The following is a 21,410-nucleotide window of genomic DNA, read 5'->3' as shown; positions in this document are numbered from 1 at the left end:
GCTAGCGTTGCCCACGGTCGCGGCACCAAGACTGGCCACCATCGCAATAAGGGGGGGCTTCGGTCAATTTGCAGCCGCAAAGTTCCGCTGCCTCCTCCGTCTCTTCGGGCGTGAACATCAAAGGCTCCATATCAGCCTCGGCATGCGATCCATCGCAAAAGGGTTGTTTGCGGCTAAGCCCGCACGCGCACCAGAAATAGGTGCGACCGCCCTCAAGATCGGTGCAATAGGTGCCTTCCTTCGCCCGGACGGGGTATGCCATAACGTTTCCTAGCCTGATCTTTGCCTTTGCCGGCAATGGTTGTGGCTGCGATTTTAGAGGACTGGCCGTCGTTGCTCAAGGGCCGGAAGAATGGTTAAAGTAGGCTCCGAACATGAAGAACGGGCGAGGTCGGCCCCGCCGCCATGGAGCTGTACGAGCGGCGCTTCCTAATACGGAAACGCTAGGCCGAAATGCACCACAACCGTTTTTCCGATGGAGATTCTTTACGTTTATGGCTGTCTACACGGAAATATCCGACGAAGACCTTGGTGCGTTCGTCACCGAATATGATCTTGGGAAGCTGATCGCCTTCAAGGGCATCGCCGAAGGCGTCGAAAATTCGAACTACCTTCTGCAGATGGAATCCGCTGCCTATATTCTGACCCTTTACGAAAAACGCGTCGCCAGAGAGGATCTGCCGTTTTTTCTGGAACTTATGGAACATCTCGCCGCAAGCGGCGTGGCCTGCCCCACCCCCATTCACGGGCGTGACGGCCAGGCCTTGCACAACCTTTGCGGCAAACCCGCTGCGATTGTCGTCTTTCTGCAAGGCATGTGGCCGCGCCGTATCCTGCCGAAGCATTGCCATCTTTTAGGGCGCGCCATGGCCGAGCTGCATCTTGCGGGCGAAGATTTTTCCATGTCGAGGGAAAATGATTTTGGGCCCAGGGGATGGGAGACGCTGTTCAAGACCTGCGAAAAAAATGCTGACAGCGTGCGGCCGGGACTGGCCGCAGAAATTCGTGAGGAACTCGACAAGCTCCACGAAGCCTGGCCGGTGGATTTGCCGAAAGGCATCATTCATGCTGACCTTTTTCCGGACAATGTCTTTTTTCTTGAAGACGACCTTTCCGGCCTCATCGACTTTTATTTTGCGTGCAACGATTTCTTCGCCTACGACCTTGCGATCTGTCTGAACGCCTGGTGTTTCGAAACCGACGGCAGCTTCAACATTACAAAGGCAGGCCAGATGATTGCCGCCTACCGGACCATCCGGCCACTGAAAGCGAGCGAAATTCAGGCCCTGCCCGTCCTTGCCCGCGGCGCGGCCATGCGGTTTCTGCTGACCCGGCTCTATGACTGGCTGAACCCGCCGCAAGGCGCGCTTGTCAAACCAAAGGACCCTCTTGAATTCCTACGCCGGCTTCGCTTCCACAAAAACATAACCGATGCTAGCGCCTACGGGATCACCTAGAAAAACAACATGACCGAAACAATTACCGAAATTTTTACCGATGGCGCATGCAGCGGCAACCCCGGCCCCGGCGGCTGGGGCGCCATCCTTACCTTTCGCGGAAAGACGCGCGAAATATGTGGCGGCGAGCGGGACACGACGAACAACCGGATGGAGATGATGGCGGCAATCCGTGCCCTTGAAAGCCTGACACGACCGGTGTCGGCGCGGCTTTATACGGACAGCACCTATCTAAAAAACGGCATCACCACCTGGCTGCCCGGCTGGAAGGCGCGCGGCTGGAAAACCGCAAGCCGCAAACCGGTCAAGAACCAGGATCTATGGCAACGTCTGGAAGCGGCGCTGACCCCTCACGAGGTTTCCTGGCATTGGGTCAAGGGCCATGCCGGGCATCCCGAAAACGAACGCGCCGACGCCCTTGCCCGCAAGGGAATCCCCGAAGGGGCCAGGTAAAGTTGGGTAAAGCCGGATAAACCGCTGGACGAAAGCGGCCTAAAGAGCGGCCAGCATGTTCTCGGCCGTGCTCACCTCCAACGCGCCGCCTTCTTCAAGCTGCAAATTTTTGACAACGCCGTCCTCGACCAGCATCGCAAAACGCCGCGAACGCAGGCCCATGCCGAAGCCACTTGCATCCAGATGAAACCCAGCCGCCTTCGTAAAGTTGGCATTGCCATCAGCAAGCATGACAACCTTGTCGCCGGTGTTCTGCGACTTCGCCCATTCCGCCATAACGAACGCATCGTTCACGGAAAGACAGGCGACCACGTCTACGCCCTTCGCCAGCATCGCTTCGGCATTCTGAACAAAGCTTGGTAGATGCTTGGCCGAACAAACCGGCGTAAAAGCACCGGGTACGCCGACAACAACGACGCGCTTCCCCTTGAAGAAGGCATCGGTGGAAACCTGCTGCGGCCCATCTTTCGTTAGCTGTTGTATCGTGACCGATGGAACCCGGTCGCCTGTTTTGATCGTCATCTCGCTATCCTCTCCTTGGCCCTGCATACGGTGCCCATTTCAGCCGCCTAGCTTAAAGGGAAAGGCGCGCCGGTTTCATCCCCAATTTCTTTGCGGGCTTTCGCAGCCCCCCTTATTCCGCGCCCTTCGCACGCGCCATCGCTTCGCGAACGGCGTTCTGGGTCAACAATTCCGGCAAGGGAATGCCGGCAGGCGCAGACGGCCCATAGACGACGTTAAACGGAATCCCAAAGCGACCGAATTGCGCAAGATAGGCGGCGATTTTTTCATTCGGGCGCGTCCAGTCGGCACGCATGGCGACGACATCGCGGCCACGAAGCCGCCTTGCCGCCTCGCCACGGTTGAGGATCAGCACCTTGTTCGCCTGACAGGTGATGCACCAATCCGCCGTCACATCGACAAAGACAAGTTTGCCTTGCGAAACGAGGCCCGGAATCGCAGCAAGGTCAAAAGTCTGCCAAGGCCCATCCGAAGATTCAAGATGAACGCGGTCCGGGCTAGGAAAAAACGTTGGCCCATAGGCCGTCAACAGAAACGGAAATCCAAGGAAAAGAGCGGCCAGAACCGTAAGCATTGGCCGGGCGCGTGAAAAGCGTTCGCGAAGCCCGACCGCAAGCAACAGGCCCGCCATCAAGGCCCCGACAATGAGGCTTGCCCATGTGCCAACCTCGCCGGCAAACACCGTCAGCAGCCAGACCGCCGTCGCAAGAAGGGCCACCCCAAGCACCCGGCGCAACCCCCCCATCCATGGGCCCGGCCTGGGAAGCCGGGTCGCAAGACCGGGAAACAGCACGATGAGAAGGTAAGGAATCGCCAGGCCAAGGCCGAGCGCCACAAAAATGGCGTAAATTTCCACCGCCCCACGGGAAAGCGCAAAGCCGATTGAGGTGCCGAGAAAGGGCGCCGAACAGGGCGTCGCCAAAACGGTCGCAAACATGCCCGTCAGAAAATGCGCAACACTTCCTTCGCCATGACCCCGGGCGGCAAGATAGGTCTGCACGGTCACCGGCATACGCACCACAAAAAAACCAAGGAGATTTGCAGCAAAAAGAACCAGCAGGACGACCATAAAAAGAACGAAGAAAGGCGATTGGAACTGAAAGCCCCAGCCGACGGCCTGACCGGCACTGCGCAAAAGAAAGATAAGCGTCGCCAAAATAAGAAACGCAAAAAGAATCCCGGCGGACGTCGCCAGGAAACTTTTGCGCACAACCGCCCTCGGCGCACCGCCATGCCCCGCAATCGCAAGCAGCTTCAGGGAAAGCACCGGCAGCACGCAGGGCATCAAATTTAAAATCAGGCCGCCGAGAATGGCCAGAAGAATGGCGGCGACAAATGTCAGATCGGCAAAGGCGGCGGCGTTTGCCGGCGCGACGGTAATCTGCACCTCAGCCGCGCGCAAATTCGCACCCCCCAGGCCATCCACAAGGGTGAGGCGTAGGTCCATGCCAAGCATCGCATTTTGCTTTGGCGATGCCCCGTCCGGCCCTTCAACGGCCAGGCGAAAAATCGCCCGGCGCTTGCCTTCCCAAAAATGCACGCTGGGCGCTGCAAAAAAATAATTTTCCGGACCCTCGACATAAAGGTCCGGCGTACGCAAAGGCGCTACCGAGCGAACGGTTACGGCAAGCAGGCTGTCGTCCGCTGAATATTCCGCCCGTTCGATGGCCAGACCGGCGGATACGCCGTCTCCCGGAACACGCGTGAGCGCCTGGATGATCTGCGCGCGGGCGGTGGCGGCTTCGCCAAGATCCGCCGCATCAAGATCCGCCGCACCAAGATCCGCCGCACCAAGATCGAGGGAAAGCACCGCATCGCCCGGTATGCAGATTTCGTCGCAGACGAGATAGGAAATCTTGGCGCGGAGGCGCGTGGGCTTTGTTGCGTCCTTCAGGCGCGCCGCAATCGGCAAGACAACGCCATCATGATAGCCGAGGGTTTCCAGCCCAAGTACGTGGAAACGTTCCGGGACTGGCCAGCGGATCGCAGGCGCGTCGATATTTTCCGAACCCGCCCAATCGATCTCAGGCGGATAACCGGCATCCCCGGGCGTGCGCCAATAGATTTTCCAGCCCGCCAGTATCTCAAACTCGAGGCCAAGAAGAAGGCTCGCTGGATCACCCGCCGCAACGCCGCCGACAAGCAGGCGCAGCCGCGCCGGGTGGGCGTTCGAATCCAGACCCTCATGCGTCCAGAAAGAACTGGCGGCAGAACTTGTCTGCCATGCCCCCGCCACCGCCAAGGCGGCGCAGGCAAGCACGATCACGGCAACACCGCACCGCATCATCCAAATCCAGAGGAATTTTGAAACCATTGCACCCCAGTATAAGGCCTTAAAATAGCCTGATCGCCCGGATTTCTGTGGGTCACGAAAGTTTTACATGCCTCAGGTAAGCTTGCGTTTACCGATTGGTGCCCAAACTATAGTCTAACCGAAACGGTGGAAAGGCCATGGGAACAGCAAAACCAACGCTTCAGGGATATCTTTCTGGGCAGCTTCTAATTGCAACCCCCCAGATTCAGGACCCGCGCTTTTCGCGGGCCGTTATCTATATGTGCGCACATGGGCCGGAAGGCGCGATGGGGCTGGTCATCAACCGCCGGGTCGGCATGGCGCCGCTGCCCGATCTGCTTGCCCAGCTTGGGATCGATGCCACGGCGGACGGCCTGGAAATTAGCCTCTATTGCGGGGGGCCCGTCGAAGCCGAACGGGGCTTCGTCCTGCATTCGGCCGATTACCATCAGGACAGCACCCTCCAGATTGATGCCCAGGTCGCCCTGACGGCGTCGGCTGAAATCCTGCGCGACATTGCCGAAGGACGCGGGCCACGGAAAAGCATGGTCGCCCTTGGCTATGCCGGGTGGGGCCCCGGCCAGCTGGAAATGGAAATCTGCGGCAATGGCTGGCTGCATGCCTCGGCGGACGAAGATTTGCTTTTCGACGAGACCCTCACCACCAAATGGGAAGCGGCCATGGCAAAGATCGGCGTTGACTGGAGCAATCTTTCCGGCGACATCGGCAACGCCTAAAACCTTCGCCTTAAAAAGATCACGCCTTAAAAAAGATCGCAATTACGCAAGGCGCGCCTTCAGGCGGGAAAAATCTTCCAGATTTGCAAGCGGCCCCAAGGCGGCAAGAGTCGGCGGGCTTTCGAAAAGCCGCGTCACAACGCGCGCAAGCGAAGCCGCGTCAACCGCCTCGACTTTGGCCACAATTTCCCCCGTCGTCAGCGGACGATCGTAAATCAGCAATTGATTGGCCAATTGTTCCGCGCGCGCGGCCGAACTTTCCCGGGACATCAGAATGCCGGCTTTCAACTGCGCTTTTGCGCGTTCAATTTCTTCCTCCTGCAAATCCACCGCCGTCTGCTGAATGGTTTCAACAATAACGGGGAGCAGCTCGGCTGCCTCCTTTTCGCCGGTTCCGGCATAGATTCCAAACAACCCGCCATCCCCATAGGCGGCAGAAAAGCTGTGGATCGAATAAACAAGGCCGCGCTTTTCACGCACTTCCTGAAAAAGACGCGACGACATACCGCCACCAAGCAACGTCGAATAAACCGACATCGCGTAGAAATCAGGGTCGCGATAGCCGCATCCCTGAAAGCCAAGGACGAGGTGCAATTGTTCAAGCGCGCGCGCTTCCCTGAACTCCCCACCGACATAGCGGGCGGGCTTGGGCGCCGGCACCGCCTCAGGCGTCAGGGAACAAAAGGCGCGCTCGGCAAGTTCAACAACGCGGTCATGTTCCACGTCACCGGCCCCCACCAAAAGCATGCGGCCCGCGTGATAGGTGTCGCCAAGGTAGCCAAGAATCGCCTCACGCGAGAGCCGGCTTAAACTTTCCTGGGTACCAAGGATCGGCCAACCCATCGGCTGATCCGGATAACACACCGCCTGAAAGCGATCGAAAATCACATCGTCCGGCGTGTCTTCCGACTGGCCTATTTCCTGGGCAACGACCGCACGCTCGCGGGAAAGCTCGTCGTCATCAAAAACGGAGCGTTGCAGAATGTCCGCCAGCAAATCGATGGCAAGGCCGACATCGGCACCAAGCACGCGGGCATGGTAGGCGGTCTGTTCCCGCGACGTATAGGCGTTCAGGCTGCCGCCAACGGCCTCGATTGCCTCGGCGATTTCCTTGGGAGAACGCGTTTTAGTGCCCTTGAAGGCCATGTGCTCCAGAAGATGCGCCACCCCGTTCGTCGCCGCGTCTTCATAGCGGGTGCCGGCACCGACCCAGACGCCAATCGTTGCGCTTTCGACGCCTTCCATCCGATCCGTCGCCACGCGAAAACCATTTGCAAGGCGGGTGACACGCACCGTCATGCCGCCCCCTTTGRGCAAGCCCCGATATAGGCTTCCACCGCCGCCAGATCATTGGGAAGCGTCRCCATRCGYTCKTCRCGTTCAAAAAGACCGGCAAGCTGCGGCGGCARATCRGCGCGAATRCCCGTCGCCTTTTCAACYGCGTCCGGAAATTTTGCCGGATGCGCGCTGGCCATGGCCACCACCGGGCCGTCGGCCTGGGGCGCAAAGCTGCGCGCGCTTGCCACGGCCACCGCCGTGTGGGGATCGATCAAAAACCCGTTTTCCCGGTACACCGTCGCAATGGTTGACAGCGTTTCTTCGTCGTCCAGACGATGAGGGGAAAAAACCTCAAGGGATTTATCAAGAAGGCTTTTTTCAACTTCCAGGCGACCGTCACGACGAAAAGTCGTCATCGCCCCGGCAAGCCGTTTGCCATCGCGCCCATAGAGATCAAAAAGATAGCGTTCAAAATTGCTTGATATCTGAATATCCATTGCCGGGCTTAAACTTGGCTCTACCCCGCGAATCGCCATCTCACCGGTGGTGAAGAAGCGATAAAGAATGTCGTTCCGGTTTGTTCCAATGACGAGACGCGAAATCGGCAGGCCCATCTGCTTTGCCACATAGCCCGCATAGACATTGCCGAAATTTCCCGTCGGCACGGCGAAGGAAATTCGCTTTTCCGGCGCGCCAAGGGCCAGCGCCGCATGAAAATAGTAAACCGTCTGGGCAAGAATGCGCGCCCAGTTGATGGAGTTGATCGAGGAAAGCTGAAGCGCATCGCGAAAAGGGATGTCGTTGAACATCGCCTTCACCAAATCCTGGCAATCGTCGAAGGTTCCTTCAATCGCCAGATTGTAGACATTGGCGGCAGTGACCGTCGTCATTTGCCGGCGCTGCACTTCTGAGACCCGCCCTTTCGGATGCAGGATAAAGATGTCGATGGAATCGCGATCACGGCAGGCTTCGATCGCCGCCGAGCCGGTGTCGCCAGACGTCGCGCCAAGCACCGTGATGCGGGATCCGCGCGCTTTTAACACATGGTCGAAAAGCCGGCCTACGACCTGAAGGGCGTAGTCCTTGAACGCCAGGGTCGGCCCGTGAAAAAGCTCAAGCAGCCACAAATCCGGCTCCAGCTGACGCAGGGGGGCCACGTCCGGATCATCGAACCCGGCATAAGCCTCATGCACCAATTGCGCAAAATCCGCTTCCGCGATGCTGTCGCCAAGAAATGGCGCCATGACGCGAACGGCAAGGTCGGCATAGGAAAGCCCTTTTAGGGCTTCAAGGTCACCCGCCGAAAAATGGGGGACGACCGCAGGCACGTAAAGGCCACCATCCCTGGCAAGACCGGCCAACAAAACCTTGTCGAAGGGAAGCTCGGGGGCCTCTCCCCGGGTACTGACGTAACGCAAATGCCATCTCCAAAATTTCCGCGCCGCGCGGCGATACCCAGAACCTATCCACAGCCCGCCTCTCCGACAAGCCACATCTGGCAAGCCCCATTCGGCAGCAAGGACGCCGATCAGTTGCGGGCGCGCCGATGGTAAATAAAATAGATAACCACAAGAATGAGGGCCAGCAAATACCAGGTGATGGCGTAGGCAAGGTGGTCGTTTTTGATATCAATCACCGGCGCTTTGCCAATCGGATACCGGCCTGGAATTTCGGCGAGGCCCGCCTCCAGAAGGACGGGCAGCACGCGATCTTCGCCGGCAAAACGGCCCATCTCCGCCAGGTCCACATGAAACCACAACCCTTCCTCGGGCACGTTCTCCGGGGTAAACCCGCCCTTCGGCCTGTCCATGCGGAGAACGCCTTCAACCGTGATGACGCCAGAAACAAGACCCGCCGGTCGACTTTCGGCTTCTTGCCTGTCCATCGGCACCCAGCCGCGATTGACCATTATCACGCTGCCGTCCTCGCGCCGAAGCGGCGTGACGACCTCAACACCGGGCCGGCCATTGCGAACGCGGATGCTTAAATGCATTTCCCGGTCGTGAAGAAAGCGACCCGTGACGTGAACGCGGCGAAACGCGAAGCCCTTCGGATCGGCAATCGAGGCAGGCAGCAAAAGCGGCGGTTTGGCTAGGTTCATTTCCATCTCGGCGAGGATGGCCCGCTTCCACTGAAGGCGGTCCAACTGCCAGCTTCCCATAGCAAGCAACACCAGAACCGCTGGAATGGTCAGCAGCGTTGGCCACAGGGTCGGTCGAAAGGAAAACGCCACCTTTAGGGTGCCTCGCCCCGATGATGGGATCGGTATTTGTAGCTGGCACCGATAAGCCAGCCTTTCAGACGCGGCAGCATCAGATAAACGCTCAGCAGAATGAATGGGAACCAAAGAAGCGCGTGCAGCCAGAAAGGCGGCTGATATCGGACTTCGACAAACAACGCCAGCCCGACGACAAGAAAGCCAAGCAGAAGGATGGCGAAGACGGCAGGACCATCCGCGTTTTCATATTCGGAAAGATCAAGGCCGCAGACCGAACATCGGCCTGCGACCTTTAGATAGCCTTGAAAGAGTTTTCCCTTCCCGCAAGCGGGGCAGCGCCCCGCAATGCCGGCGCGAATGGAAGAAACAGTCTTGGTGGGATCTTCCTCCATTCGTATGGCTTCGCCTCTCTTAAGTTGTCGGCAACCAGTAAACGCAGGTGAACAGGAACAGCCACACCACGTCAACAAAGTGCCAATACCAGGCCGCCGCCTCGAAGCCGAAATGGTGTTCCGGCTTGAAATGTCCGGAAATGGCGCGGAACAGCATCACGGAAAGGAAAATCGTGCCGACGATCACATGAAAACCGTGAAACCCGGTCGCCATAAAGAAGGTCGTGGGATAGATCCCATCGATGAACCGGAAAGGCGCATGGAGATATTCATAGGCCTGAAAGGCCGTAAAGGTAATGCCGAGCAGGACCGTAACCGCAAGCCAGCCAATCATCTTGCCCCGGCTGCCATGGCGCAAGCCATGATGGGCGATCGTGAGCGTCACGCCGGACGAAAGCAGAATGATCGTATTGACAAGCGGGATACCCCAAGGATCGAAAACCTCCATCCCGTTTGGTGGCCAAACGCTGCCGACCTGTTCCGTCGGAAAGAGGGACGCGTTGAAATAGGCCCAGAAGAAGGCCGCAAAGAAAAGCACTTCCGACATGATAAAAAGCGACATGCCAAAGCGCAGACCAATCTGCACAACAGGGTTGTGATGCCCCTGATGTTCGCCTTCCTGCGTGATATCCGAAAACCAGCGCGCCATCGTGTAAAGAATGCCGACAACACCCAGGATAAGGACAACCGCATCCACAAGCATGCGATCGCTGTGCATGAAATAGACCGCGCCGACAAAAGCTACCAACGCCGACAAAGCGCCGGTGAACGGCCACGGACTTGGGTTGACCAGGTGATAGGGATGCGGATGGGACGCGGCGTGACTGTTACTCATTTAGACTTCCTTCCAAGGGGCTCGAAATCCTTTGCAACGCGTTTCTGTCCCCTTGTCCTGGCAACGCCTGGAACGTCGAAGCCGCCATGCGGACAAGACCGCCGTCGCCTTCTTCCTCTTCGCGTGCACTTAAGGAGCGGAAAAACGTATAGGAAAGGGTGATTGTCTGGACATCGTTCAGGTTTGGATCCTTCAAAATTTCCGGATCGATAAAGAAAGAAACCGGCATGTCCGCACTCTCGCCCGGATCAAGCCGTTGTTCGTCAAAACAGAAGCACTGAATCTTATTGAAATAAAGGCCCGCCTTCAGCGGCGTCACGTTAAAGGTAGCCGTGCCGACAAGCGGCTTGTCCGAGCGATTTGTCGCCTGGAAAAATGCCAGCTTTTCCTCTCCAACCTTGACCTTTACCGCCCTTTGCAACGGCTGGAAGGCCCAGGGGAGCTTGGGATCGACATCCGAATTGAAGCGAACGGTGATTTCACGCTCGCCAACCGTGTCTGGACGGACCGTGGCAATTTGCGGCGTCCCCCCATAGCCCGTCACCTGACAAAACAGGCGATACAGTGGCACCGACGCAAAACTAAGCGCCGTCATGCCGGCGACGAGAACAATGAGGCTCGCCAGAATTGCCTGATTTCGTCTCGGACCGATCACCCCTGCGCCCCCATGCGAACAATCGACACAACGTAGACCAGCGCCATAAAAGCAACCAAAACGGCAAGAAGAACGAGATTCTTCGTGCGCAAATTTTTCTTTCTGTCGTCGTTTAATGCCACTGCCACGTCCACCTTAGGTTGCCGATTCTCAGGCTGCTAATTGCAAACCCCGGTCCACCAGCAGCGCGGCGAACAGGAGAAAGAGATAGAGAATCGAAAACGCGAACATCTGCCGCGCCGAACGGTCCGTTGTGTCGAACCACACGCGAAAGGCCGCTACCAGAAAAACGGCTCCGAGAAGGGCGGCGACACTTTCGTAAAAGAGGCCCGCAAGTCCGATAAAGAAGGGGACCAATGTCATCGGAATCAGCAGGAATGTGTAAATCAGAATCTGTCTGCGGGTCGCACGCGCACCCGCCACCACAGGAAGCATCGGCACGCCTGCCTTCGCATAATCGCCGCAGCGGTAAAGAGCAAGCGCCCAAAAATGCGGCGGCGTCCACAGGAAGATGATGGCGAAAAGCACGATCGGACCGAGACTTATATCGCCAGTCACAGCCGCCCAGCCAACCATCGGCGGAAAGGCACCCGCAGCACCGCCGATGACGATGTTCTGAGGCGTCCGCCGCTTCAACCACATTGTATAGATAAAAACGTAGAAGCCGATGGTCAGCGCGAGTAGAGCACCCGCCACCCAATTGACCGCCAGCCCCATCATGGCGACGGAACCTATCGCCAGCACGACGCCAAAACTCAACGCCTCATCCGGAACAATGCGCCCCGAAGGCAACGGCCGCGTACAGGTCCGTTGCATTTTGGCGTCAATGTCCCGGTCATACCACATGTTGATCGCACCGGCTGCACCGGCTGCGACGGCAATGCAGAGAAGCGCCATCCCCGCCAGCACCGGATGAAGGCTTCCCGGCGCAAGCAGCAGACCGACAGCCCCGGTGAAGAGGACCAGGGACATCACTCGTGGCTTCAGGAGCTGGAAAAAGTCCTGAGCACGGGAGCCGCCCGCAAAGACAGCTTCCCCAGACATTGCCGTAGTATCGATCGAACCTTCCGACACGCTAAACTCCTAAGATCCGTGACCTGCGCGCAACCCGTGCTTAGCGGATTCGCGGCAGCTCATCGAAAGAGTGCCAGGGCGGCGGGGACGTAACCGTCCACTCCAGCGTCGTTGCACCTTCACCCCACGGATTGTTGGGAACCTTCTTGCCGGAGGTGAATGTCCGGAAAAGCATGTAGAGGAACACCAGCGTCCCGATGGCGGTGAAATAAGCACCAAACGAGGACACCATGTTCCAGCCGGCATAGGCATCCGGGTAATCGGGAACGCGCCGCGGCATGCCTGCCAGCCCAAGAAAATGCTGCGGGAAGAAAATGATGTTCACGCCAATGAAGGTGATCCAGAAATGCAGCTTGCCGAGGCATTCCGAATATTGCCGTCCGCTCATCTTGCCAAGCCAGTAATAGAAGCCGGAGAACAGACCAAACAACGCGCCCATCGACATCGTGTAATGGAAATGCGCCACGACGTAATAGGTATCGTGAAGCGGAATATCCATGCCCGCATTCGCCAGCACGACCCCCGTCACACCACCAAGGGTGAACAATACGATCAGGCCAATGGCAAACAGCATCGGCGTCGAAAATGTAATCGAACCACCCCACATTGTGGCAATCCAGCTGAATATTTTAATGCCGGTTGGCACCGCGATAACCAGTGTCGCCGCAATGAAATAGGCCCGCGTATCAACATCCAGACCCACCGTATACATGTGATGCGCCCAGACAATGAAACCGACAACGCCAATGGCAATCATTGCATAGGCCATGCCGAGATAGCCGAAAATCGGCTTCTTCGAGAAGGTCGAGATAACCTGGCTGATGACACCGAAGGCCGGCAAGATCAGCACATAGACCTCTGGATGGCCGAAGAACCAGAAAAGATGCTGGAAGAGGATCGGATCGCCGCCGCCGGCCGCCTCGAAAAAGGTCGTGCCGAAATTGCGATCCGTCAGAAGCATCGTAATGGCGCCCGCCAAAACCGGCAGCGAAAGCAACAGCAGGAAGGCCGTCACCAGAATCGACCAGACAAACAGAGGCATCCGATGCAGCGTCATGCCCGGCGCACGCATGTTGAAGATCGTCGTGATGAAGTTGATCGCGCCCAGGATCGAGGACGCACCAGCAAGATGCAGGCTGAAGATCGCCATGTCGACCCCCGGACCTGCATGGCCGACGCTTGAACTCAAAGGCGGATAAATGGTCCAGCCGGTGCCGACACCATCGCCGGGTCCACCGCTTACAAACAGCGACCCAACCAGCATGGCCGCGGCACCCACCAACAGCCAGAAACTGATATTGTTCATCCGTGGGAACGCCATATCCGGCGCGCCAATCATCAACGGCACCATCCAGTTTGCGAACCCGCCGATGAACCCAGGCATGACCAAAAAGAAGACCATGAGCAGCCCATGGGCTGTGATCAGCACATTAAAGACGTGCCCATCCGACACAAACTGAAGACCCGGTTCCTGCAGTTCCATCCGAAACAGAATGGACGCCGCGGCCCCAACGATCCCCATGATACCCGCCAAAATCAGGTACATGGTTCCGATGTCTTTATGGTTTGTTGAAAAGACCCAACGCCGCCATCCTGTGCGATAGCGTAATTCCTCAGCCGTAACAGCACCCTCACTCATGGCCTGCGCTCTCCAATCCTAATGCTATTGCTGGACGTTGATCCGCGCGACGCGGGATTCGCGATTGGCGGTATCATCGATTGCGTATTCTTCTTTCGCCTCTTTAAGCCAGGCCTCATAGGCCTGTTGCGAGACGACCTTCACCGTAATCGGCATCATGCCGTGATTTGTGCCACAAAGCTCCGAGCATTGCCCGTAATAGGTGCCTTCCTTCTCGGCGCGAAACCAAGTTTCGTTCAGCCGTCCCGGGACCCCATCAATCTTGACACCAAAGGCAGGCACCGCCCAGGCATGCAACACATCCGTCGCCGTAACAAGCACACGAATGGTCTTGTTGACGGGCACCACAACCGCGCTATCGGTTGCAAGCAGCCGGGGTTGCCCTTCTTCAAGATCGTCGTCCTCCACCACGAAAGAATCAAAGGTGAGGTCGTCCGCGTCCGGGTAAACATAGGACCAGTACCATTGATGCCCGACCGCTTTGATCGTGATGTCCGCGTTTTCCACCCGGTCCACGAAATACAGCAGACGGAAGGACGGAATCGCGATGACAATCAGGATAAGGATGGGGACCAGCGTCCAGATCACTTCGACCGGCGTGTTGTGGGAAACCCTTGAAGGGACCGGGTTGCGCTTCGCGCTGAAACGATAAAGGACGTAACCAAGCAAAACGAAAACGAAAATTGTGATCGCCGTAATGATGACGAGCAGCAAATTGTGAAAATCGTTCATCTGTTCCATGACCGGAGTCACGGCATCCTGAAATCCAAACTGCCAGGGTTTTGGCTGATCCGCCATTGCGGCGGTATTCGCGCCAAAACCAAGAATCAAAAACGCTACAAGATAGAAAAGTCGCCGACCGAAAGCCATGGGCCTCAGCCCCCCCTTACAACTGGTAAAATTGGTAAATCCCGAAAGAAAAAAATCGCCGCCCTGGAACGGCATGAAAGATCTGACCGCGTGACAAAGGCGAAGGACCCAGTGTGGCACCCATCCCTATATGGCGCGACTTAATTCTTATATATGTCGCTATAACTTACAATCGTTATGGCTATAAGTCCTTATCATAAGAACGCCGGACGGAAAAAGTATTTTCTAGCGACGGCGCAAAAAAAGTCGCCCGACCAAGGGTCTTGAAAAGGCAGAAAATTTAAGAGCAGGATCACACCTTACTTTAATGGGATTCTAAACAACCAGACCGGAAGCTGAGGGGCTTCCCCGAAGGATTGTCCCCCTGCGAGGCCACAAAACAATGCCGGTTTTTGGCGAATTTCAAGGCATTTCCAACCAATAACACCCCGCAAAGCGACAAAATGATCCCGGCTCGGCCCCCCCCCTTTTGCCGCTGGCACGGACCCAAAGGACTGGCTGCTCACAGGCCCTAGGGGCCGACATGTGTGATAGGGTGACGGCGTATGTCGCTAAAAATAGATGGAGGCCCAGCTTGTCCGATCTGCCCACGTCCGATCTGCCCACGTCCGATTTCGCCGCATCCGATTTCGCCGCATCCGATTTCGCAACGACGGATGATCTCTTTTTTACGCGCACGGAGCTTGACCGGAACCGCGTCGAGCGGATTGTCGATGACGCCGTCGCCGGTGCCGATGACGGCGAGCTTTTTCTGGAATTCCGGCAATCGGAAAGCCTTGTCTTTGACGATGGCAAGTTAAAAAGCGCGAGCTTCGATTCCTCCCACGGGTTCGGGCTGCGCGCAATTTCCGGTGAGGCCGCAGGCTACGCCCATGCGTCCCATCTTGACGAAACGACGCTGCGCCGCGCCGCGCAAACGGTGCGCGCGGTCAGCAAAGGCCATGGCGGCAGCCTGATGGCGGCGCCATTGGGCACCAATCAGCATTTCTATTCCGATCACAATCCCCTGGATCATGTGGATTTCGAGGACAAACTGCGCGTGCTGGCCGCCATCGACGCCTATGCCCGCCAGAAAGACCCCCGCGTTCGCCAGGTCACGGTCTCGCTTACCGGCGAATGGCAGGCCATCCAGATCTTGCGCGCCGGTGGCGAGCGGGCCAGCGATTTGCGCCCGCTTGTGCGCCTGAACGTCAGCGTCGTTGTCGGCAAGGGCGACCGCATGGAGGCCGGCAGTTACGGCGTCGGGGGCCGAAGCGCCTATGACGCCTGGCTTGCCCCGGAGAACTGGCAGCATCAGGTGGACGAAGCCCTGCGCCAGGCGCTGGTGAACCTGGACTCCATCCCGGCACCCGCCGGTGAGATGGCGGTGGTTCTGGGGCCGGGCTGGCCCGGTATTCTTCTGCATGAAGCCATCGGCCATGGCCTTGAGGGTGACTTCAACCGCAAAAAAACGTCCGCCTTTTCAGGCCTGATCGGCGAGCGCGTTGCGAAGGAAGGCGTCACCATTGTTGACGACGGCACCATGGCGAACCGGCGCGGCTCGCTCACCATCGACGACGAAGGCACACCCACCGAGCGCACCGTTCTGATTGAGGACGGCATCCTTAAAGGCTACATGCAGGACCGTCAAAATGCCCGGCTGATGGGCGTGAAACCAACCGGCAATGGGCGGCGGGAAAGCTTTGCCCACCAACCCATGCCACGCATGACGAACACGTACATGCTGGCCGGCACCACGCCTCCGGAGGACATTCTCCGCTCGGTAAAAAAAGGCCTTTTTGCTGTCAATTTCGGCGGCGGTCAGGTGGACATCACGTCGGGAAAATTCGTCTTTTCGGCGACCGAGGCCTATCTGATCGAAGACGGCCGCATCACGGCGCCGGTCAAGGGCGCAACGCTGATCGGCAACGGCCCCGATGTGCTGAAACAGGTTTCAAAGATCGGCAATGATTTAAAACTCGACCCCGGCATCGGCACCTGCGGCAAGGAGGGCCAGGGCGTGCCCGTCGGCGTCGGTCAGCCAAGCCTGTTGATCGACAAGCTTACGGTCGGCGGCACGGCGTCCCAGTAAAAAAAGCACCCGCATTCTTCTAATAAGCGCATTCCTCATAGATTGATTCGATGCGCCCGCCCCAGCGATTGGCGTAACGGTCCAGCAGATCTTCGGCCAACGTCACGCCCCCTGCCACCGTCGCGTCCAGCACGTCGAGGAAATGGCTTTCGTCCCGGCCCTTGTGATCGCATCGCGCCCGGCGGCAAAGACCGGCGCGCGCAATTTTCAGCGCTTCGCCTGCCACGTCCCGCACTGCACGCCCATGGATGCGCGCAGCCATCGCCTTGCGCGCAACGTCTTCGCGAAGGTTTGCCTGTTCGTCCATCCCCCATCCGGAAACAAGGTCAAGCGCCGCGCGTTGTGCCTCCGCGTCGTAAAGCAGCCCCACCCAGAAAGCCGGAAGGGCGCAAAGATAAGGGCCGCCCCCGGCACCGGCACCGCGCATTTCAAGAAAGCGTTTCATGCGCACATCTGGAAACGCGGTTGTCAGATGGTCTTCCCAATCGTCAAGGGTTGGCGCTTCGCCCGGCAGGGCCGGCAATTTACGCGCCAGAAAATCGCGAAAGCTTTGCCCGGCGGCGTCGATGTATTTGCCCTGACGGCGAACAAAATACATCGGCACGTCGAGCATGTAATCGACGTAGCGCGCAAAGCCCATGTCCGCATCGAAGACGAAGGGCAGAAAGCCACAACGGTCGGGGTCCGTATCCGTCCACACATGGGAACGATAGCTTAAATAGCCGCTTGGGCGGCCTTCAACAAAGGGGGAGTTTGCGTACATCGCCGTCACAATCGGCTGCAACGCCATGGAGATTTGAAACTTCTCCACCATGTCCGCTTCCGAAGCAAAATCCAGATTTACCTGAACGGTGCAGGTGCGCAACATCATGTCGAGGCCAAGGGCCCCTTTCGTCGGCATGTAATCCCCCATGATGCCGTAGCGCGCCTTCGGCATCCACGGCACCGCATCGCGTGGCCATTTTGGGAGAAAACCCAAATTAAGCAGACCCAGACCAAGGGATTCCGTGACGGCATGAAGCTGGGTGCGATGTTCGGCAACTTCGACGCAGGTTTCATGCAACGTTTCCAGCGGCTCGCCGGAAAGTTCAATCTGGCCGCCCGGCTCCAGGGTGATCGAACCCGAACCAGGCCGTGTCAGCGCAATCAGGTGACCGTCTTCTTCGACCGGCTTCCAGCCAAAACGCTCCATGCCTTCAAGAACGTCGCGGATACCGCCAGGTCCTTCGTAAGGGACCGGCGCCAGATCCGATTTGCGGAACATAAATTTCTCATGCTCGGTGCCGATCCGCCAGGCGGTCGGCGGTTTGCACCCGGAGGCCAGAAAATCAACAAGCTGGGATATGTCGCTTAAGGGAGGGGCCGCCTGCGGCGAGGGTGCAGTCATGATTGGCGCGTTTTCCTTTCCGGTGATCTTCTGGGGTAACAAAGGGACATCTGCACAACACGTCAAGTTCGCAAACCGCTCACCCCCGACGTCCTCGCCCTTGAGGAAAACCGACGGAGCGACTAGACCTTAGCCGATGACAAGGCTTACGAAAACCGCCGTAACGGAACCGCCGGCCACCGGTTGGATCGACCGCTTCGCGCCCATTGCGATGCACCCCTATCTGAAGCTTGCGCGGCTGGACCGGCCCATCGGCATCTGGCTGCTGCTGTTTCCCTGCATCTGGAGCGTGGCCCTGGCATCAGATGGCGCGCCCGATCTTTCCCTGTTGCTGCTTTTTACCATCGGCGCTGTCCTTATGCGCAGCGCCGGTTGCACGCTGAACGACATCGTCGACCGCGATTTTGACGCCCGGGTCGAACGCACCCGCACCCGRCCGCTGGCAATGGGCACTATTTCCCTTCGCCACGCCTATRGGTTTTTGGGYGTGCTGCTGTTGCTTGGGCTTGGCGTCCTGCTTTTTTTCAATCCGTTCACAATTTTTCTCGGCATCGCTTCGCTGGGGCTGGTCGCTATTTACCCCTTTGCCAAGCGCGTCACCCATTGGCCGCAAGCGGTGCTTGGGCTGACCTTCACCTGGGGGACCTTGCTTGGCTGGACGGCGGTGAAAGGGAGCCTCGAAATCACGCCGCTGCTGCTATACGCGGGCGCCTTCATGTGGACCCTTGGCTATGACACGATCTATGCCCATCAGGACAAGGAAGACGATCTGCGGGTCGGCGTGAAATCGACGGCGATCCGTCTTGGCAAACGCACAAAACTTTTTCTATTTCTGTTCTATGGAACGGCGCTTCTTTTCTTCGCGGCGGCGGGCGAAGAAATGGGCCTGGGCTGGCCCTTCCACGCCGGCCTCGCGCTGCTTGGCGCGCATTTCTTCTGGCAGGTCGTAACCCTGAAGATCGATCAGCCGGACGATTGCCTGAGTAAATTCCGGTCGAACCAATGGGTCGGGGCCATCCTGGCGCTGGCCATCGTCGCGGGAAAGCTGCTTCCTTAAGCCATCACCACGGAACGGCAATCCGCCCGACCTTCTCGCGGGCAATGATGATTTTCTGAATCTGCGCCGTGCCATCGCCGATCTCAAGCCCCATCACATCGCGCATGCGCTGTTGATGGGGGGTCTCTTTCGAATAGCCGGTGTGGCCATGAAGCAACAGGCATTGGTGGATCATGTCGAAGCTGAGTTTCGGCGCCCACCATTTGCACATGGCAGCCTCTGCCGTATGGGGCCGGCCCTGATCGCGGAGCCAGAGCGTCTTGTAACAAAGCAGGCGCGCCGCTTCATACATCGTCTCTGCCTCGACCAGCGGAAAGGTCACGCCTTCATATTTCACCAATGGCGAGCCGAAGGCCTGGCGTTCCTTAACATAGGCCCATGTTTCATCCAGAGACGCGCGCGCGGCAGCCAGACATTGCAGGCCGATCAACGCGCGACTGAAATCAAACCCCTGCATGATTTGGGTGAAGCCGGCTCCTTCCTCGCCAAGCAGGGCATCGGTGCTGATTTTTACATCGTCAAAGAAAATCGAGCCCCGCCCGATGATGGTCGTACCGACGTCGTCAAGACGTGTTCGCGTAATGCCCGGGGCATCCAGTTCAACCAGAAAGGCACTGACGCCTTTGGCGCGCGCTTCCTCGCTGCCGGTGCGCGCAAACACGATGGCGATCTCGGCCTGATCCGCCGCCGAAATGGACGTCTTCTCGCCGTTCAACACATAGCCGTCGCCGTCACTGCCGTCGCCGTCGCGGCGCGCACGCAGGGTCAGCCTTGCGGCGTCGGAGCCGACGCCGGGCTCGGTCAGCCCAAGGGCGAGGATGGCCTCGCCCGCAGCAATCTTCGGCACCCATTTTTCAACAATTTCCGGCTTGCCATGCTTGGCCAGCAGCCCCCCCAGCAGCGAGCTTAGAAGCGGCAGGTACGAAAAATTGAAGTCACCATACGCCACCGCCTCGATGACCAGGCCGGTGGTGATCGAACAGGCATCCATGCCGCCGAGGGACGCCGGCAGGCTGACCCCCAACACCCCAAGCGCGCCCATCTCGCGAAGCAGGGCGCGGTCGATCACGCCTTCTTTTTCGCGCTTCATATAATCCGGCAACAGCCGCTCGCGCGAAAAACGCATCACCGCCTCGCGAAGCGCTTCCTGTTCCTCGGTAAACTGAAAATCCACTGCGCCCTCCTGCGGTGTCCTGTTAGCCTTCCGCGTCACGGATCATGTTGCGCGCGATGACAAGCTGCTGGATTTGCGAAGTGCCTTCGTAAATGCGGAACAGACGCACGTCGCGATAGAAACGTTCGACAGGATAGTCGGCGATGTAGCCGGCGCCGCCATGAATCTGCACCGCGCGATCCGCCACGCGGCCAACCATCTCGCTGGCAAAATATTTGCAGCACGATGCTTCCGTGCCGATCTTTTCGCCTGCATCCCTGCGCCGCGCCGCGTCCATCACCATCGACCGGGCGGCGTAGGTTTCGGTGCGGCTGTCGGCCAGCATCGCCTGAACAAGTTGGAAATTCGCGATGCGCTCGCCGAACTGCTTGCGGTCCATCGCGTAAGAGAGGGATTCTTCGATCAAACGCTCGGCAACACCGACACAGACAGCGGCGATGTGAATCCGCCCGCGATCGAGCACCTTCATCGCCGTTTTGAAACCGACGTTTTCTTTGCCACCAATAATCGCATCTGCCGGCACGCGGCAATCTTCGAAGATCACGTCACAAACATGGGTGCCCTGCTGGCCCATTTTTTTGTTGAGCTTGCCAAGGGAAATGCCCGGAAGGTCACGGTCAACAATAAAGGCAGAAACGCCGGAGGCCCCTTTTTTCGATGGGTCCGTCCGGGCCATCAGGGTAAAGGCATCGGCATGGGGGGCGTTCGTGATAAAACGCTTGGTGCCGTTAACAACATACACATCGCCGTCACGAATGGCCGTCGTACGCAACGATGCCGCGTCGGAACCCGAATCCGGTTCCGTCAGGGCAAAGGAAATAATCATCTCGCCGGAAGCGATCTTTGGAAGATAGGCCTGTTTCTGCGCTTCCGTACCGTCCAGCACGATGCCTTGCGACCCGATGCCAATGTTTGTGCCAATGACCGAGCGAAACGCCGGCGAGGCGCGGCAAAGTTCAAACAGGACCTTCGCCTCTTCCACATTCGTCAGACCAAGGCCCCCATAGGCTTCCGGCACTGTCAGGCCGAAAAGGCCGAGGGCGCGCATTTCCTCGATGATTTCCGGCGGCACGGCGTCCTCTGCGGAAACCCGCGCTTCGTTCGGAATCAATTTTTCATTTACGAAGCGGCGGATGGTATCGAGCAGTTGTTCAAGGGTTTCGGGATCGAGGGCCATGGCGCGTTCCGTTCCTGTTTTGCAAAGTCCCTCGCTACGGGACGCCTTTCCAGATATCCAGCGACAAGATTATGATAGATTGATCCCAGACTTGTTTCAATCTTACGTTAGTTAGATTTTA

Annotated in this window: 20 protein-coding genes; 5 read left to right on the top strand and 15 right to left on the bottom strand. The window is 58.1% G+C overall.

All coding sequences use genetic code 11. The annotated features are described in order from the left end of the window. Window position 1 precedes the first annotated feature (1 nt). Window positions 2-262: a glutamate synthase gene (locus COA65_02815; GenBank protein ID PCJ61159.1), complete on the bottom strand. Its 261-nt coding sequence runs from the start codon at window positions 260-262 to the stop codon at window positions 2-4. Window positions 263-494: 232 nt separating this feature from the next. On the opposite strand from COA65_02815, the gene COA65_02810 reads away from it, so the two are divergent. Together COA65_02810 and COA65_02805 are read left to right on the top strand one after the other, a co-directional pair. Continuing rightward, entirely contained in the window at window positions 495-1,457 is a 963-nt protein-coding gene (locus COA65_02810) for a homoserine kinase (GenBank protein ID PCJ61158.1), read from the top strand. A 9-nt stretch (window positions 1,458-1,466) separates the two neighbouring features. Further along, entirely contained in the window at window positions 1,467-1,910 is a 444-nt protein-coding gene (locus tag COA65_02805; GenBank protein PCJ61157.1) for a ribonuclease HI, read from the top strand. 39 nt (window positions 1,911-1,949) lie between these two features. Here COA65_02805 and COA65_02800 read toward each other — a convergent pair whose 3' ends face one another. Both COA65_02800 and COA65_02795 read right to left on the bottom strand, forming a co-directional pair. Continuing rightward, complete coding sequence (locus COA65_02800; GenBank protein ID PCJ61190.1) at window positions 1,950-2,432, bottom strand: peroxiredoxin; 483 nt, start codon at window positions 2,430-2,432, stop codon at window positions 1,950-1,952. Window positions 2,433-2,544: 112 nt separating this feature from the next. Then, on the bottom strand, window positions 2,545-4,746 hold the full coding sequence (locus COA65_02795) for a hypothetical protein (GenBank protein ID PCJ61156.1): 2,202 nt from the start codon (window positions 4,744-4,746) through the stop codon (window positions 2,545-2,547). 137 nt (window positions 4,747-4,883) lie between these two features. Here COA65_02795 and COA65_02790 point away from each other — a divergent pair, with 137 nt between their 5' ends. Next, the gene (locus tag COA65_02790; GenBank protein PCJ61155.1) at window positions 4,884-5,462 is read left to right on the top strand and encodes a hypothetical protein; all 579 of its coding nucleotides are present in this window, start codon (window positions 4,884-4,886) and stop codon (window positions 5,460-5,462) included. Between the two features lie 42 nt (window positions 5,463-5,504). Here the strand turns inward: COA65_02790 and COA65_02785 are convergent, their stop codons facing one another. The 9 genes from COA65_02785 to coxB all read right to left on the bottom strand — a co-directional run bounded on the left by COA65_02785 (window position 5,505) and on the right by coxB (window position 14,423). Further along, a complete protein-coding gene (locus tag COA65_02785; protein PCJ61154.1) occupies window positions 5,505-6,761 on the bottom strand; it encodes a peptidase M16 in 1,257 nt (418 codons plus the stop codon). Next, window positions 6,758-8,158 (bottom strand): threonine synthase, encoded by a 1,401-nt coding sequence (locus COA65_02780; GenBank protein PCJ61153.1) that lies wholly within the window; start codon window positions 8,156-8,158, stop codon window positions 6,758-6,760. Before COA65_02780 ends, COA65_02785 begins: the two co-directional genes overlap by 4 nt. A 110-nt stretch (window positions 8,159-8,268) precedes the next feature. Next, complete coding sequence (locus COA65_02775; GenBank protein PCJ61152.1) at window positions 8,269-8,973, bottom strand: hypothetical protein; 705 nt, start codon at window positions 8,971-8,973, stop codon at window positions 8,269-8,271. Window positions 8,974-8,975: 2 nt separating this feature from the next. Next, window positions 8,976-9,350, bottom strand: a complete 375-nt coding sequence (locus COA65_02770; protein ID PCJ61151.1) for a hypothetical protein — start codon at window positions 9,348-9,350, stop codon at window positions 8,976-8,978. Window positions 9,351-9,369: 19 nt separating this feature from the next. Further along, window positions 9,370-10,185, bottom strand: a complete 816-nt coding sequence (locus tag COA65_02765) for a cytochrome c oxidase subunit 3 (GenBank protein PCJ61150.1) — start codon at window positions 10,183-10,185, stop codon at window positions 9,370-9,372. Further along, the gene (locus COA65_02760; protein PCJ61149.1) at window positions 10,178-10,840 is read right to left on the bottom strand and encodes a cytochrome c oxidase assembly protein; all 663 of its coding nucleotides are present in this window, start codon (window positions 10,838-10,840) and stop codon (window positions 10,178-10,180) included. Before COA65_02760 ends, COA65_02765 begins: the two co-directional genes overlap by 8 nt. Window positions 10,841-10,990: 150 nt before the next feature. After that, window positions 10,991-11,884 (bottom strand): protoheme IX farnesyltransferase, encoded by an 894-nt coding sequence (locus tag COA65_02755; GenBank protein PCJ61148.1) that lies wholly within the window; start codon window positions 11,882-11,884, stop codon window positions 10,991-10,993. Window positions 11,885-11,954: 70 nt separating this feature from the next. Then, on the bottom strand, window positions 11,955-13,553 hold the full coding sequence (ctaD, locus tag COA65_02750; GenBank protein ID PCJ61147.1) for a cytochrome c oxidase subunit I: 1,599 nt from the start codon (window positions 13,551-13,553) through the stop codon (window positions 11,955-11,957). A gap of 24 nt (window positions 13,554-13,577) precedes the next feature. Then, entirely contained in the window at window positions 13,578-14,423 is an 846-nt protein-coding gene (coxB, locus tag COA65_02745; protein PCJ61189.1) for a cytochrome c oxidase subunit II, read from the bottom strand. 523 nt (window positions 14,424-14,946) lie between these two features. Here coxB and COA65_02740 point away from each other — a divergent pair. Continuing rightward, window positions 14,947-16,494, top strand: coding sequence for a metalloprotease TldD (locus COA65_02740; protein PCJ61146.1), 1,548 nt, complete (start codon window positions 14,947-14,949; stop codon window positions 16,492-16,494). A gap of 19 nt (window positions 16,495-16,513) precedes the next feature. On the opposite strand, the gene COA65_02735 is transcribed toward COA65_02740, so the two are convergent. After that, entirely contained in the window at window positions 16,514-17,881 is a 1,368-nt protein-coding gene (locus COA65_02735) for a glutamate--cysteine ligase (GenBank protein PCJ61188.1), read from the bottom strand. Between the two features lie 136 nt (window positions 17,882-18,017). Here COA65_02735 and COA65_02730 point away from each other — a divergent pair, with 136 nt between their 5' ends. Continuing rightward, complete coding sequence (locus COA65_02730) at window positions 18,018-18,938, top strand: 4-hydroxybenzoate octaprenyltransferase (protein PCJ61145.1); 921 nt, start codon at window positions 18,018-18,020, stop codon at window positions 18,936-18,938. Window positions 18,939-18,942: 4 nt separating this feature from the next. On the opposite strand, the gene COA65_02725 is transcribed toward COA65_02730, so the two are convergent. Beyond that, window positions 18,943-20,112, bottom strand: a complete 1,170-nt coding sequence (locus tag COA65_02725; protein PCJ61187.1) for a cyclohexanecarboxyl-CoA dehydrogenase — start codon at window positions 20,110-20,112, stop codon at window positions 18,943-18,945. A 22-nt stretch (window positions 20,113-20,134) separates the two neighbouring features. Beyond that, window positions 20,135-21,289, bottom strand: coding sequence for an acyl-CoA dehydrogenase (locus COA65_02720; protein ID PCJ61144.1), 1,155 nt, complete (start codon window positions 21,287-21,289; stop codon window positions 20,135-20,137). Window positions 21,290-21,410 lie beyond the last annotated feature (121 nt).

It is taken from the genome of Rhodospirillaceae bacterium (assembly GCA_002746255.1).
Classification (GTDB): domain Bacteria; phylum Pseudomonadota; class Alphaproteobacteria.
This window is presented reverse-complemented; position numbering and strand designations above follow the sequence as displayed.